General features: G+C 39.0%; 13 protein-coding genes. All 13 read right to left on the bottom strand.

From position 1 onward, the window contains the following. Nucleotide 1: 1 nt before the first annotated feature. Nucleotides 2-847, bottom strand: a complete 846-nt coding sequence (locus KJS37_RS07070) for an energy-coupling factor ABC transporter ATP-binding protein (RefSeq protein ID WP_213496595.1) — start codon at nucleotides 845-847, stop codon at nucleotides 2-4. Continuing rightward, on the bottom strand, nucleotides 844-1,677 hold the full coding sequence (locus KJS37_RS07065; RefSeq protein WP_017369677.1) for an energy-coupling factor ABC transporter ATP-binding protein: 834 nt from the start codon (nucleotides 1,675-1,677) through the stop codon (nucleotides 844-846). The genes KJS37_RS07070 and KJS37_RS07065 overlap by 4 nt, the downstream gene beginning before the upstream one ends. A gap of 66 nt (nucleotides 1,678-1,743) precedes the next feature. Then, nucleotides 1,744-2,238: a DUF2325 domain-containing protein gene (locus KJS37_RS07060; protein WP_165712501.1), complete on the bottom strand. Its 495-nt coding sequence runs from the start codon at nucleotides 2,236-2,238 to the stop codon at nucleotides 1,744-1,746. Then, nucleotides 2,235-2,834: an anaerobic ribonucleoside-triphosphate reductase activating protein gene (gene nrdG / locus KJS37_RS07055; RefSeq protein ID WP_096369000.1), complete on the bottom strand. Its 600-nt coding sequence runs from the start codon at nucleotides 2,832-2,834 to the stop codon at nucleotides 2,235-2,237. Before nrdG ends, KJS37_RS07060 begins: the two co-directional genes overlap by 4 nt. Before the next feature lie 193 nt (nucleotides 2,835-3,027). Further along, nucleotides 3,028-4,473 (bottom strand): APC family permease, encoded by a 1,446-nt coding sequence (locus tag KJS37_RS07050; protein WP_165712504.1) that lies wholly within the window; start codon nucleotides 4,471-4,473, stop codon nucleotides 3,028-3,030. Nucleotides 4,474-4,684: 211 nt separating this feature from the next. After that, the gene (nrdD, locus tag KJS37_RS07045) at nucleotides 4,685-6,925 is read right to left on the bottom strand and encodes an anaerobic ribonucleoside-triphosphate reductase (RefSeq protein WP_213496689.1); all 2,241 of its coding nucleotides are present in this window, start codon (nucleotides 6,923-6,925) and stop codon (nucleotides 4,685-4,687) included. A 158-nt stretch (nucleotides 6,926-7,083) separates the two neighbouring features. After that, nucleotides 7,084-7,596, bottom strand: a complete 513-nt coding sequence (locus KJS37_RS07040; RefSeq protein ID WP_017369682.1) for a cysteine hydrolase family protein — start codon at nucleotides 7,594-7,596, stop codon at nucleotides 7,084-7,086. Between the two features lie 104 nt (nucleotides 7,597-7,700). Continuing rightward, a complete protein-coding gene (locus KJS37_RS07035; protein ID WP_017369683.1) occupies nucleotides 7,701-9,062 on the bottom strand; it encodes an APC family permease in 1,362 nt (453 codons plus the stop codon). Nucleotides 9,063-9,209: 147 nt separating this feature from the next. Beyond that, nucleotides 9,210-10,163: an L-threonine 3-dehydrogenase gene (locus KJS37_RS07030; protein WP_019291514.1), complete on the bottom strand. Its 954-nt coding sequence runs from the start codon at nucleotides 10,161-10,163 to the stop codon at nucleotides 9,210-9,212. Between the two features lie 66 nt (nucleotides 10,164-10,229). Next, nucleotides 10,230-11,420: a glycine C-acetyltransferase gene (locus KJS37_RS07025; RefSeq protein ID WP_165713558.1), complete on the bottom strand. Its 1,191-nt coding sequence runs from the start codon at nucleotides 11,418-11,420 to the stop codon at nucleotides 10,230-10,232. A gap of 226 nt (nucleotides 11,421-11,646) precedes the next feature. After that, complete coding sequence (gene tdcB / locus KJS37_RS07020; protein WP_017369685.1) at nucleotides 11,647-12,654, bottom strand: bifunctional threonine ammonia-lyase/L-serine ammonia-lyase TdcB; 1,008 nt, start codon at nucleotides 12,652-12,654, stop codon at nucleotides 11,647-11,649. A gap of 24 nt (nucleotides 12,655-12,678) precedes the next feature. Continuing rightward, on the bottom strand, nucleotides 12,679-13,773 hold the full coding sequence (locus KJS37_RS07015) for an alanine dehydrogenase (protein ID WP_213496593.1): 1,095 nt from the start codon (nucleotides 13,771-13,773) through the stop codon (nucleotides 12,679-12,681). A 178-nt stretch (nucleotides 13,774-13,951) separates the two neighbouring features. Continuing rightward, nucleotides 13,952-14,797: an aldo/keto reductase gene (locus KJS37_RS07010; RefSeq protein WP_096368992.1), complete on the bottom strand. Its 846-nt coding sequence runs from the start codon at nucleotides 14,795-14,797 to the stop codon at nucleotides 13,952-13,954. Nucleotides 14,798-14,825 lie beyond the last annotated feature (28 nt).

Genomic DNA, 14,825 nt, shown 5'->3' with positions numbered 1-14,825 from the left:
TCTATTTTTTCGCCTCCTTCAGCATTTGAATCAACTCTTGACGTTTGATTGGTAAACGGTCAAAGGCAATGCCTCGTTGCTCTAACTTTACGGCAAATTCCGTTGTTTTAGGTACGCCAAGCTCATGTTGCATCAAGAAGTCAACATCTTGAAAAACATCTTGAGGTGTGCCTGATGAAATAACACGTCCTTTTTCTAAAAGGTATACCTTGTCCGCATATTCAGCCACATCATCCATATTATGTGTAACCAAAACGACTGTCTGACCTTCCTGATGCAGATGACTAAAGAGCTCCATCATCTCAATACGTGCTTTAGGGTCCAAGCCAGCTGTCGGTTCATCAAGAACGAGCACTTTGGGCTCCATTGCTAAAATCCCAGCAATGGCAACGCGACGCATTTGTCCGCCTGATAATTCAAAGGGTGATTTTTCAAAGTTTTTTTCTGCTAAACCAACAAGTTCGAGTTTTTCACGCGCAATTTTAAGCGCCTCTTTTTGTGAGACACCAAAGTTTTGAGGACCAAAAGCAACATCCTTCAAAACCGTTTCTTCAAAAAGCTGACTTTCTGGAAACTGGAAAACAACCCCCACTTTTTTACGTGCCGGTTTAATTTCTTTTTGCTTACTGCTGGCCTGAATAACAATATCGTCAATATTAACCTTACCTTCTGTGGGTTGCAGCAAGCCATTAAAGTGTTGTAATAGTGTTGATTTTCCTGAACCGGTATGGCCAATAAGTGCAGTATAACTTCCTTCTGCCACCTCTAAATTGATGTCAAAGAGCGCTCGACTCGCAAAAGGAGTATTCGGTTGGTAAGTGAAATTTACCTTATCAAATTTAATCATTTTCTCAGTCTTTCTGCTAAGAGTTCTGCCAGTTCTTCTTCATTTAAATATTTTTCTGGCAAGTTAAAGTCCGCTCGTAAATCCTCGGCTAAGTTCGATGTGAAAGGCATGTCTAAACCAAAATTAATCATATCCTCACCAGAACCAAAAAGTTCCTCTGGCTTGGCAGATTTGATAATTTTACCCGCACGCATGACCAATACACGATCAGAAAGGGTAGCTTCATCAAGGTCATGGGTAATTGAGAGTACTGTCAGATTATATTCTGCCTTAATCTCACGGATTACGCGCATGATTTCCGCACGTCCTGTCGGATCAAGCATGGAAGTTGCCTCATCAAGGATAATAATTTCTGGACGTAATGCGATAATCCCTGCAATAGCAACACGTTGTTTTTGCCCTCCAGATAATCGCGCAGGTTCCTTGCCTTTAAACTCCAGCATATTGACTTGTTTTAAAGCCTGATCCACACGCAAAATCATCTCCTCACGCGGAATCCCCTGATTTTCCATTCCAAAGGCAACATCATCCTCGACAGTTGCTCCAACAAATTGATTATCAGGGTTTTGGAAAACCATGCCTATTTTTTGACGAAGTGCCCAAACGTTCTCCGCACTTAAAATTTGACCATCAATTTTTATATTTCCTGATACATTTTCAAGTAATCCATCAATAGCGCGAGCTGTTGTTGATTTTCCCGAACCATTTTGACCAATGATAGAAACCCACTCTCCTGATTGGACAGCAAAAGATACCCCATCTAAGGTGGGCGCTTCTTGATTTTCTTCATATTTGAAAGTTAGATTTTCTACTTCGAGGATTTTATTCATAAAACTAATTATACCAAATGACTTGCATTTTCGCTATCTCTCATTTTTACAAAAAAAGCCCTAATGTCAAGGCTTAAATATTTTTGCAAAATCAACTTCCTCTTCCGTAACTTTAAAGTCCTTCAGAGCCGTTTTCAAGGCAAGATTTTTTGCTTTTTTAGGAAGCTGATAATTCCCCTTAAAGTCGCGTATAGTAGGCTCACTCAACTTTTGTTGAGAGCTTTTTTTCTTTGAGACTTTTGGTTTCATAGCTTTTTCAGCCAACTTCATTTCCGGAAAGGCAAACCTAAGCTTTTCAATAATCTTTTCTACACCAAAATTACTGCCTATCCAGAAAGGCGTATCACTTGCTTTTGCTGCTTCCTTTGCAAATCGTACTGAAGCATGAGCGACATTGAGGTTCCGAATCATCACAAAGTCCGCTTGCGCCACTAATTGGTCAATTTCTGAACGCTTGGGCTTTTTCTTATCAAAACCGAGAAAACCGATTTCTACAGCCGCTAACCCTTCACGTAAATCATGCCAATAGCCTGATTCACAAATTACTAACACAGTCTTCATATTAACTTTTCCTTATGAATTTGTTCCACAGCTGCCTTGCCGTCATTGAGCTTTTCCCAGATAACTACTCGATTTTCAGCTAAGGACTTTTTCACATCGATAATCCGTTGATTTGAAGAGCCTCTAAATTGGAGCAATAAGTTTTTCTTGCTAAGTTTAAAACGTCCATCAACAAGTATATCGATATTTCGCAAAAGTTCAAGTTTAGTTTCATCTTCTTGTAAAAGCTCTTCCCAAGTGTAACCCGTCCAAGACCAGATGTCCTTTTCAGGCAGCTCTTCGCGTATACGCTTGACAAGCGGTAAAGCTACACCAGTGTTGAGGAAAGGCTCACCGCCTAGTAATGTCAAGCCTTGAACATAAGATTGGCTCAAGTCTGACATGATCCTTTCTTCTAATTCCTTTGTATATGGACTACCGTAACGAAAATTCCAGGTTGCTTGATTATAGCACCCTTCGCAGTGGAATTTACAGCCGGATAAGTAAAGCGAGCAACGTACACCTTCACCATCAACGAAATTGAAAGGCTTATAATCTGAAACATAACCTTGTTCCAAATCTGAAGCAAGCCACTCTTGTGGTTTTGGATTATTCATCTGTCATCACTCCTATCTCTATTTTATCTAAAATTTCGCAATTCATCCTCTTAATCACAATGAAGAGGATATCATGCAGACAAGCCTGATAAAGCTTGACGTTCCTCATTAGACCCTTTAGGGGCAATGAGGGTAGCGTATCAAAAAATGAGCAATTTCTCCCGAAACTACTCATTCTATTATACTACTTTTTTTAGACTAAATCATTTGACTTTTTTTGCTCACGACGTGCAATAAACGGAAGAAGCATCCCAAGAAGAATCAAGACAACTGGTGTCAAGATATTGGAAGTCAATTGGAACCACCAAGCAGATGGGTCGGTAGCAAAATCAACTTTTGGTACCATACCAAGGACACATGCTATTAAAGTGAACAAGAAACACCAGATACCTGCAAACATCGCCAAGCGTTTTTGCTTGATAAATTTGTACTCAGAAGTAAAGTGTTTAATTGCACGGTTAAGCATGATGAAGGCAAAGAATACCCACATGTAACGCATTGGCATCACGACTGAGTTTAAGTTTGTCAGCCATTTGACCAATTCGTTCATATTACCAATTCCAAGCAAAGGCATCAAAATAACGATACTTACCAAAATTCCTGTCAAGACGAAACCATTGATCAATGTTCCCTTCGCAGTTGTTTTACGTAGCCAAGCTGGAACAAATTGTGGGTCTGCGTCAGCAAGCAAAATACGCAATGGTGCATCAATCGAAAAGGCAAGCGCAGCAATTTGACCGATACCTTGTGTAAAGGCATAAACATACATCAGGCTATTGCCGATGCCATAGTGTTCGCCAAGCATTTGAAAGGCTGCATAGGCACCATTGGCCATGAGGTCATCAGGCAGGTTACCACTTGTAAAGAGCATACCCATCGCAACTGAACCAAGAACAGCACAGACACCTACCATAGCAGCAAGCATAAACATTGCTTTTGGAAATTCACGTGCAGGATTCTTCATTTGGTTGACATAAGGCGAGATTTTTTCGGCACCACCAACAGCAAAAACCAACATTGAGATGGTTGTGAAGTAACTGAAGTCGAATTTAGGGATATATGTGTTGATATTCCCCATGTCTGGTGTTGCAATCGCAAAGTCTTTTGCAATGAAAGGAACGCTGACAGCCATCACGATAAAGAGCAAGCTCATGACAAACATCGCTGTTCCTGCGAGACCCCCAATAACTTTAAGCGTATTTAATCCTTTTGTTGCGAGCCAGAGGAAAAGAAGGAAAATAACCAATGAAATGATTGCGACCATCGGAACAGACATCAAACTTACGAGCTGCCCATCCCCACGACCAATCCAACCAAAGGCAATCAAAATCGCTTGAGGTTTTTGGGCTAAGTACGGGATATGCACAACCCAATACGTCCATGCTGCATAATAGGCAAGACGTTTTGTTGAAGTTTGTTCAACCCACGAGCTCACACCACCTTTACTGTCTTTAAAAGTCGAGCCCAACTGCCCAACAATAAGTGCGTAAGGTACAAAATAAAGTGCCAAAATTAAAATCCATGAGGTAACAACTGTAATCCCTTGCTGTGCAAAGTTATTGACCACATTTCCCATACCCCAAACCATGTTGAAGGCAATAAATGCGACGGTAAACCATCTTATTTTTTTAGTGTCCATATTACTCCTTAAATTTTTTTATCACTCTGCGGACAAGACAAAGTAATTTTTTTACGCGCTTTTTACAAATATAAAAAAGCGGTTGCATTAAAATTATAAAATAAAACTTAAACACTGTCAATATTATTCTTGAATTTTCAATAAAATTTTAAAATTATCCCTGCTTCTTTATCTTCTAATAAAAAAAGTGAACCTTAAGATTCACTCTCTTTTATTTTACAAATTTACTCTTTGCATGGTCTACAGCTTCACTGTCAATACTTTCACCATCTTCCAGAACACCTACGGAACCATTCATATGTTTCACACGCGCTGAGATTTCTTTATGGCGGCCATGAACCATTGGTCGGGCTTGGGGGTTACCTAAGTACCCACATGTTCGTTTTACCACATCACATGTTTGCGGGTTATCATTGTCACATTGAGGGCATTTAAAGCCACGTTCTGTTGCTGTGAAGTCTCCTTCGAAACCACATTCATAACAGTGGTCAATCGGTGCATTTGTTCCTAAATAACCGATGCGATCATACGCAAAGTCCCAAACGGCTTCAAGTGCACGAGGATTTTGTTGAATCATTGGATATTCCGCATAGTGGATAAAGCCACCATTTGCATAAACGGGATAATCTTTTTCAAACTCCAATTTTTCAAATGGTGTTGGATTTTTACGTACATCATAGTGGAAACTATTTGTATAGTAATCTTTATCAGTAATATCAGCTACTGAACCAAATTTTTCTTTATCCATACGGCAGAATCGGTCGGTCAGACTTTCACTTGGTGTAGAGTAAACAGAAAAATGATAGCCAGTTTCTTTGCTCCAGTCTTTACAGTCTTGGTTCATGCGTTTTACTATGTCCAGTGTAAAGTCTTTGGCTTCCTTGTTATTTTCCCAAGTTGGCCCATAGAAACTTGTCGCAACTTCATAGAGACCGATATAACCAAGGGAAACTGTCGCACGCTCATTTTTATACAACTCATCGACTGAATCTTCAGCTTTCAAGCGGCCCAATGCACCATTCATAAATAGGATGGGGGCATTTTTGGGTTGAGCTTCTTTTGTGCGGTTAACACGGAAAACCAAAGCATCTTTAGCAATTGCAATACGCTCATTAAAGATGTCCCAGAATTTTTCTTTATCACCTGCTGCTTCAAGCGCAATGCGTGGAAGGTTTACCGTTACAACTCCAAGGTTGTTACGCCCAGCAGTAACTTCATTACCATTTTCATCTTTCCAGCCATGAAGGAAGCTACGACAACCCATACTTGCCTTAAATGACCCTGTTAACTCGACAATCTTATCATAAGACAAGATATCTGGATACATACGCTTTGTGGCACATTCTAGCGCCAAGTTTTTAATGTCATAGTTTGGTGTACCCACTTCGAGATTTAACCCGCGTTTCAGTGTGAAAATTAATTTAGGGAAAATTGCTGTACGATGCTCTTTTCCCAAACCTCCAATACGCACTTTCAGGATAGCTTTTTGGATTTCACGTGCATACCAATCTTCTCCCAAACCGAAACCAACGGTAACAAAAGGTGTTTGGCCATTTGAAGTGAAAAGCGTATTGATTTCATATTCCAAAGATTGCATCGCATCATAAATATCTTTTTTAGTTTTTGCTTGAGCATAGGCTTCACGTTTTTCCGGCTGCTCAATCCACTCTTCTGCATCTTTTAAATGCTTCGCATAGTTCAATTTTGCATAAGGTGCCAAAATTTCATCAGCACGATCAAATGAACAGCCACCGTATTGTGAACTGGCCACATTCGCAATAATTTGTGAAGCTTGAGCAGTCGCTGTTTGAATAGACTTAGGTGAATCTACTTGAGCATTTCCTAATTTAAAGCCATTTTCAAACATATTTTTAAAGTCAATCAAGCAACAGTTTGACATCGTTGTGAAGGGAGAATAATCCAAATCATGATAGTGAATCTCCCCTTTTTGGTGGGCATTCGCTACATGAGGAGGAAGCATTTTTAAACCAATGGCTTTAGAAACAGCACCCGCAGTTAAATCACGTTGCGTATTGAAAACATCACTGTCCTTGTTGGCATTCTCGTTGACGACCGTTTGATCTTTGTTGATTAGTTTTTCGATAGTAAAGTTAATATCTGTTGCTTTACTTCTTTCAAGGTCACGTTGTGTCCGATAAGTTGTATAAACTTCCGCCCATTTCGTTTCGCCAAGTTCCATCAATAGATGTTCCACAATACTTTGAATTTCATAAATTTTAACATTATCCGTAAAACGCGTGAATATTTCACACACCACACGATCACAAATTTCAGCTATACGATCTTCTGAAGCTGGCGGAACTATTTCATCTCCAGCTTTTTGCAATGCCTCAAAAATTTTGCTGCTGTCAAACTTTACGGAGCGACCATCACGCTTAATCACACTAATTTCTTGATCCATTACGATGGTGCTTTCCTCAACCATTTTCATTCTTTGTTCCCCCATTTTTAATTCCTTGTGCCTCTATTCTATCAAATATAATTCCCTTTTTCCACTATATCTAGTAGTATTTTTTATGAAAATAAAAGAAAGCATACTATATATAGTGTTTCGTAGAAAAATAAAAAAAGAGCTTTTTTTCACTCTTTTTAATCGTTAATTACATTAATTTGGCAAGATTTCATTGTTTCCAAGGCTGCACGGTGACTTTCTGGAGTCACACCCGCACAGCATGAGGCATCAACAGTAATTTTTACTTCTGGAGCAAATGACTTGATCAATAAAGCGTTTGAAACTACGCATATATCTGTACATATACCAATAAGTTCTACTTGTTCAACGTTCTCGTCACGTATGTATTCTGCAAGCTCTACTGAACCAAAGATATTCTTTTCGAAAACGCGTTTAAAGCCAACTTGTGCTTCTTTACGTATCTCCCAACCCTGAGTCCCATTTTGACAGTGAATCACTGGCAAGTTTTGACCTTCTTGAGATGTCAAATAATCCTCAAAGTGTGTATCTTGTGTGGCTAAACGTTCATTTCTGGCATAGGTTGCCAGCTTCTCAATAACCTTTGGAACAATGTCTTGCGCTTCTTTTGTGCCCAAAGAACCATCTATAAAATCATTTTGAAAGTCAATCAGTACCAGTAATTTTTTCATAAGCAAATTATAGCAAATTTACTTTAAAAAGCAAAGACAAGGTAAAAGCCAACTAGTATACTAGACACCAAAATAAAAAACTCCACCAACGGAGTTTTTATATCTTAGCGATGGTATTTCTTATCTAAATGATTGTAAACAGGAAGACCGATTAAAGTAAAGACAACACCAACCAAGGCTGGGATTTGGTTACTCATATAATCTGAACTGATCAAAGTCATTACTAAGATGAAGACACCACCAACAATTGCGATAATTGGAACAACTGGATAAAGTGGTACTTTATATGGACGTACTAATTCTGGTTCACGTTTACGTAAGATAAAGACCGTAATGAAGACCATAGTGTAGAAAATCCAAATGACGAAAACCAACATATTTGTTAAGAAATCAAAAGCATCGCTTGAAAGCATTGTTACTACCAACATAATCGCTGCGATAGCAACTTGAAGGATACCTGAGTTTACGGGAACACCACTCGCTGAGAGTTTCTTGAATGTTTTCCAGAAGGGGAAAGATTTTTCTGTTGCTAAAGCGTATGAAGCACGCATACCTGTCATAGAGTAACCATTAATCGTACCATATACAGAAATCAAGATACCAATTGTGACAAGTTTACCACCCATACCACCAAATATTTTATTGGCAACAATAGCAGGAAGATTTGGATCATTTTCCATCAAAGTTGGAATACCTAAAGTACGGATATAAGCCGCATTGATAAAGACATATACAAACATGATGGCAACAATACCGAGAATAATCGCACGTGGCAAATGTTTTGCTGGGTTTTTCATTTCGCCAGCAATATTACCAGCATAGATCCATCCATCATAGGCAAACATAGTTGCTAAGAGGCCTGAACCAATAGCAGATGCTAGGGACAGATTTTCTCCTGCTGTGATAGGGAGCAATTGGAACTCAACACCACCAGGACGGAGTAAGCCAACAACAACAATCAAGGCAATAGGAATCAGCTTGATAACCGTCGTAACAGACTGCAAGCCGCCTGCAGCTTTAGAACTGATGAAGTTAATCAAGGTAACTGTAACAGCCGCAATTACACCAACTATAGCTGTATTGGCGGCACTCACATTCATGCCAAACAAATTTAAAAATTGTGTACCAAATACAACAGATAGCGCTGCAATATTTGCAGGGAAGTAGATAATAGATTGTGCCCAACCTAAGAGAAATGACCAACGTTTACCAAAACCACGTTGAATGTAACGAATCATCCCACCTGTTTCAGGGATAGCGGCGGCAAGTTCAGCGGCAGTCAAACCACCACAAATTGAAATGATACCACCAAGTACCCAAACCAATATGTGCAATCCTGGTTGGCCAGTAAGTTCCGCCACGCGGCCAGCCTTGAAGAATACACCTGCACCGATAACCGTACCCATTACTGTTGTAAGGGCAGGGAAGAAACCAAGCGTTCGCTTCATTTCATTTTTTTGTTCCATAAGAGCTCCTCTTTCAAAGATAAATTTTTGATAAGATTAATAATAACAATGCTGATTCCTAACATCAGCATTAGAGAGTAACCTTGTAACCGATTACTCTCTTATTTTAACATAATTTTTAATTTTGTGATGGAATGAACTTAGTTTTTAGCCTTTTAATTTTTCAGTAAGTTTTTCAAGCATTTCTTTAGTCATTGCATCCAAATCATATTTAGGATTGAAGCCCCATTCTTCTTTGGCACAAGTTGCATCGATAGAGTTTGGCCAGCTATCAGCAATACCTTGGCGGACTGGATCTACATCATAATCCATTGTGAAGTCTGGCATGAATTTTTTGATTGATGCAGCAATTTCTTCAGGCTCAAAGCTCATCGCTGTGATATTGAAAGCGTTGCGGTTTACTAATTTGTCTGCAGGTGCATTCATCAAGTCAACAATCGCATCGATAGCATCCGGCATATACATCATATCCATCTTTGTTCCTTCAGCGATGAAGCTTGAGTAATGACCATTTTTAATTGCTTCATAGTAGATGTCAACAGCATAGTCTGTTGTTCCTCCACCAGGCAATGTTTTATATGAAATCAAGCCTGGGAAGCGTACACCACGTGTATCAACACCAAATTTAGTGTAGTAGTAATCACAAAGCAATTCCATAGAAACTTTAGTCACACCATACATTGTATTTGGACGTTGAATTGTAACTTGAGGCGTGTTGTCCATTGGAGTACTTGGTCCAAAGGCAGCAATAGATGATGGTGAGAAGTATTGGAGGTTAAGTTCACGCGCTGTTTCCAAAGCATTAACCAAGCCGCCCATGTTCAAGTTCCAAGCAAATTGAGGTTTTGCTTCAGCAACAGCTGAAAGAAGTGAAGCTAAGTGAATAATAGTGTCAACACCATTATCTTTAGCAATTGCCATCATTTTGTCACGGTCCATTACATCCAAAATTTCAAAATGACCATCAGTGACAACTGGATTACCTTCAACTTCACGTACATCTGTTGCAATAACATTATCAACACCAAGATCTTTACGAAGACGTTCAGTTAATTCTGATCCAATTTGTCCGAGTGCGCCTGTGATGAGTACTTTTTTCATTATATTTTCTCCAATATATTTATTATATGCTTATTTGTAATAGAAAGTTTTTCTTACCTTAAGAGATTAAATCAATCCGATTTCTTTACCCACTTTGGCAAAAACAGCAACGGCTTCATCCAACATTTCTTTTGTATGTGCCGCTGTAGGCATTGCACGTACACGTCCTGTTCCAAGTGGTACAGTTGGGAATACGATAGGTTTAACATAGACACCATTTTCAATCAATTTCTTAGAAAACTCTTGTGTTTTTGCTTCATCTCCGAGAATTACTGGTGTGATTGGTGTTTCAGATACACCTGTATCAAAGCCGGCTTTTTGCAATTCTTCTTTGAAGTATTTTGCGTTATCCCAAAGTGTTTCAACATACTCTGGATGATCATGCATTAAGACAAAGGCTTCTTTTGCTGCTGCTGCTGCACCTGGTGTCAATGAAGTTGAAAAGAGGAAAGGACGACCTTGTGATTTGAGCCAATCAACCAAAAGTTTTGAACCTGCTACATATCCGCCCACTACACCAATCGCTTTTGAAAGTGTACCGATTTGGAAGTCAATTTTGTCTTGTAAGCCAAAGTGTTTTACTGTGCCGGCTCCGCCGCCCATAACACCAGAACCATGCGCATCATCAACATATGTAATCAAATCATATTTTTCGGCAATTTCGACAATTTCTGGCAGTTTTGCAACGTCACCATCCATTGAGAAGACACCGTCTGTGATGTACATTACTTTATTATATTCACCAGACGCGGTAGCTTCTTTTGCTTTTGCTTCAAGATCAGCCATATCTTGGTGTTTCACGCGAATAATTTTAGCACCTGAGAGACGACACCCGTCAATAATTGAGGCGTGATTCAATTCATCAGAAAGAATTGCATCACCTTTTTTCATGACAGCGCTAATCGCTCCCATGTTACAATTGAAACCAGATTGAAACGCAATAGCAGCCTCTGTACCTTTAAATTCAGCAATTGTTTTCTCCAATTCAATATGGATGTCTAAAGTACCGTTGATTGTACGTACGGCACCTGCTCCTGCTCCATATTTATCTGTTGCATCTTTTGTCGCTTGAATTAATTCAGGGCGTGTTGCAAATCCCAAATAGTTATTTGAAGCAAGGTTAATCATCTTGTTGCCCGCAACTGTAATCTCAGGACCATTGGCGCTATCTAAGACATCAATGGTGTTGAGCAAACCTTTTTGTTTAAGGTCTCCAAGCCCATTTTCGAGGAACTGTGTTAAAACTTTTGAAGTCATTCTATAACCTTCTTTCAATTTTTAGTTACATGTTTTGTAACCGTTTACAGTAAGTTTAACACTTTTTTTTTACTCATGCAAGGATTTTTTGCACTTTGATTAAATTTTAATTTAAATTACATGTCTTTGTGAATTTCGTGATATCAGGGTAAATTATCTCACGATTAAAAAAAGACTGAACTATACAAAAAAAGACACTGAAATTCAGAGTCTTTTGTTTTAAAAATTATTGATCATTGTCATTGGCAATAAGGAAGTGATCTACGACATCTTCGATACGGGCCAAGTCAACATTCCCACCTGAAACGATAGAAACAACTTTTTTCCCTTTCACATAATCATCAACTTTACCTGAGAGAATGGCAGCTGTAGCAAGAGCTCCGGCACCTTCCACCACGATTTTTGTACGTTGAATTAAATCTTTGATTGCCAATTCGATTTCTTCTTCTGTCACAAGAACCATATTATCAACGATTTGATTGACTACTTCAAACGTTAGTTCCCCAGGGTAAGCCACATGACACCCATCTGCAATCGTTGGAGCTTCGTCATGGTGTACTTTTTTACGCTCTCTAAAGGATGCAGTCATACCATGACAGTTTTCAGCTTGAACACCAATAACTTGGATATTAGGATTGAAGGATTTCAGGGCAACAGCAACACCCGAAATCAAACCACCACCGCCTACTGGTACCAATACTGTGTCAACATCCCAAAGATGATCTAAGATTTCAAGACCAATTGTTCCTTGTCCAGCCATTACCTCTGCATCGTCATATGGTGGAATATAGGTAATGTTATTTTCTTTAGCGTAAGCTTCACAAAAGGCTTTGGAGTCGTCAAACTGTTCACCTTCAAGCATTACTTCTGCGCCATAACCACGTGTGGCATCAACTTTGGCTTGAGGTGCTCCTTTTGGCATAACAATAATACTTTTGATCCCCAAAAGTTTTGATGTTAAAGCCACACCTTGAGCGTGATTTCCTGCTGAACAAGCAATAACTCCACGGTCCTTTTCTTCTTGTGACAATTGAGCAATCTTATTGAAAGCACCACGGAACTTGAATGAACCTGTTAATTGCATATTTTCAAGTTTCAAGTAAACTTCACCACCTGTTCTAGCAGTCAAGAACATTGACTGAATCAAAGGTGTTTCACGTGCATATTGTTTGACAGTATTTTGAGCTTTTTTAATATCTTTAATTGTAATTGGCAGATTTGCTAAATTTGGCATAATTCTTTTTCCTTAGATTTATTTTTAGAGTTCCGTATAAGTAACATCGATTGAATCCGCAAGTGCTTTGGAAACGACTTTTCCTTTGTAAACACTCAAACCAGATAAAAGTTCTTTTGATTTCAGCGCCTCATCTAAGCCTTTGACTGAAATATCCTTAAGGAAAGAGATATTGCCTTGAGCCAAAGCTATCGTCGCTGTACGAGGTGTTGCTCCTGGCATATTTGGAACAGCATAATGAATAATACCGTGTTTGATAAAGACTGGATCTGCATGGTTTGTTGCATGATCAATTGTTTCAACTGTACCACCTTGGTCAATAGCAATATCCACGATAACAGATCCTGGTTTCATAGATTCAACCATATATTCTTTAACTAATTTTGGTGGTTTAGCGCCTGGAATCAAGATTGTTGAAATAAAGACATCTGCAAGTTTAATATTTTCTTCCAGAGCTTCAGTTGTTGATTTAACGATTTCAACTGTTTTGCCTGCATAGCGTTCTTTAAGTTGGGCGATACGCGCATCACCAAGTTCAATGATAACAACTTTACATCCCAAAGCAACAGCCATATCGGCAGCATTTTCTGCAGCATTACCACCACCGAAGATAACAACTGTACCAGCCTCGATACCTTCAATACCAGGAAGAAGAATTCCTTCCCCTTCATGTTGTTTTTCAAGATAATATTGCCCAATATTAACTGCACGACGTCCCGCAATAGCTGACATTGGCTTAAGCAACTCTAGCACACCATTGATTGAAATATTTTCACCAGAAATAGCTGTTACGCCGACTTCCATCATTTTTTCAACACAAGCTTTGTTCGCTGCCAAGTGTAAGAATCCCCAAATTATTTGTCCTGGTTTGAAATATTTATATTCAGATTCCATTGGTTCTTTGACTTTAACAATAAGCTCTGCTTCCCAAGCAGTTTCTGTATCAACGATTTGTCCTCCTGCTGCTTCGTAAAGGTCATTTGTAAAACCACAACCTGCACCAGCATTGCTATCGACAAATACTTCATTACCTGCTTCAACGAGAATTTTTACGTTTTCTGGAGTCATCCCTACACGCGCTTCACCTTGTTTTGGGTCTTTAATTACACCAATTTTCATTTTGTTTCTCCTTTGTGAATTCTTTATCAATTAAATGATAGCACTTTCATTCTTTTTTAGCAATCATTTTTGTGAAATAAAACACTTTTTTAACGCTTTATTATTCTTCCTGTCTATATTCTGTCAATTATAAAAAAAGACATTCAAATCTTACAATTTGAATGTCTTTCAACTTATTTTAGTGATCAACTTCGTCTGGGTTGCGTGCTAGACCCGCTTTACCATGAAGGCTGTCGATAAAAGTAATATCTTCTTCGGTCAAATCAAAATCAAAGATATCCGCATTTTCTTTAATACGGCTGGCCGTCACAGACTTAGGTAAAGGAAGATAGCCTTTGTGTAAACTCCAACGTAAAACGACTTGGGCAACTGTTTTACCATATTTATCTGCAATATCAGTCAACTCAGTAACCGCAAATATTTTTCCAGTACCAAGTGGACTATAAGCCTCTGTCAAGATATCATGTGCTTTATTGAAGGCAACAACCTCTTCTTGCTGATCCGAGGGATTAACCATAATTTGGTTGACAACTGGTTTAATTTCGGCTACTTCTAGTAAAGGTTCTAAATGTCGTGGATGGAAGTTAGACACTCCAATAGCACGGACTTTCTTATCACGTACGCCTTCTTCCATTGCTTTCCAGACTGCAGCATTGCGCTCTGCAAAGTTCGGGCGAAATGCTTTTGGGTTTGGCCAGTGAATAAGATAAAGGTCTACATAGTCTAAGCCTAATTTTTCCAAACTTTCATCAAGAGCCGCTCGCGCATCTTCTGTTGTGCCAACAGCCCAAAGTTTTGTCGTAATAAACAAGTCTTCGCGTGCAATCCCACTATCTTTAATCGCTCGACCAACGGACTCTTCATTTCCATAAACAGCTGCTGTATCAATATGACGGTATCCAACTTCTAAGGCTGTTTTAACAGCTTGATACGCTTCTTCGCCATCTTTAGATTGCCATGTTCCAAAACCAACTTTTGGAATTGTCATACCATTTGCGAGAGTGTAAGTTTCTGTAAGTGACATAATTTCTCCTTTTCTTTACTTTCTAGCT

This window comes from Lactococcus formosensis, from assembly GCF_018403745.1.
In the GTDB taxonomy this organism is placed as follows: domain Bacteria; phylum Bacillota; class Bacilli; order Lactobacillales; family Streptococcaceae; genus Lactococcus; species Lactococcus formosensis.
This window is presented reverse-complemented; position numbering and strand designations above follow the sequence as displayed.

Bases quoted from the DNA above. Each gene is read 5' to 3' on its own strand.
- KJS37_RS07060 (WP_165712501.1), bottom strand. From the start codon at position 2,238: ATGAAGACTGTGTTAGTAATTTGTGAATCAGGCTATTGGCATGATTTA.
- nrdG (WP_096369000.1), bottom strand. From the start codon at position 2,834: ATGAATAATCCAAAACCACAAGAGTGGCTTGCTTCAGATTTGGAACAA.
- KJS37_RS07035 (WP_017369683.1), bottom strand. From the start codon at position 9,062: ATGGAACAAAAAAATGAAATGAAGCGAACGCTTGGTTTCTTCCCTGCC.
- nrdD (WP_213496689.1), bottom strand. From the start codon at position 6,925: ATGAAAATGGTTGAGGAAAGCACCATCGTAATGGATCAAGAAATTAGT.
- KJS37_RS07010 (WP_096368992.1), bottom strand. From the start codon at position 14,797: ATGTCACTTACAGAAACTTACACTCTCGCAAATGGTATGACAATTCCA.
- KJS37_RS07025 (WP_165713558.1), bottom strand. From the start codon at position 11,420: ATGACTTCAAAAGTTTTAACACAGTTCCTCGAAAATGGGCTTGGAGAC.
- KJS37_RS07015 (WP_213496593.1), bottom strand. From the start codon at position 13,773: ATGAAAATTGGTGTAATTAAAGACCCAAAACAAGGTGAAGCGCGTGTA.
- KJS37_RS07040 (WP_017369682.1), bottom strand. From the start codon at position 7,596: ATGAAAAAATTACTGGTACTGATTGACTTTCAAAATGATTTTATAGAT.
- tdcB (WP_017369685.1), bottom strand. From the start codon at position 12,654: ATGCCAAATTTAGCAAATCTGCCAATTACAATTAAAGATATTAAAAAA.
- KJS37_RS07050 (WP_165712504.1), bottom strand. From the start codon at position 4,473: ATGGACACTAAAAAAATAAGATGGTTTACCGTCGCATTTATTGCCTTC.
- KJS37_RS07065 (WP_017369677.1), bottom strand. From the start codon at position 1,677: ATGAATAAAATCCTCGAAGTAGAAAATCTAACTTTCAAATATGAAGAA.
- KJS37_RS07030 (WP_019291514.1), bottom strand. From the start codon at position 10,163: ATGAAAAAAGTACTCATCACAGGCGCACTCGGACAAATTGGATCAGAA.
- KJS37_RS07070 (WP_213496595.1), bottom strand. From the start codon at position 847: ATGATTAAATTTGATAAGGTAAATTTCACTTACCAACCGAATACTCCT.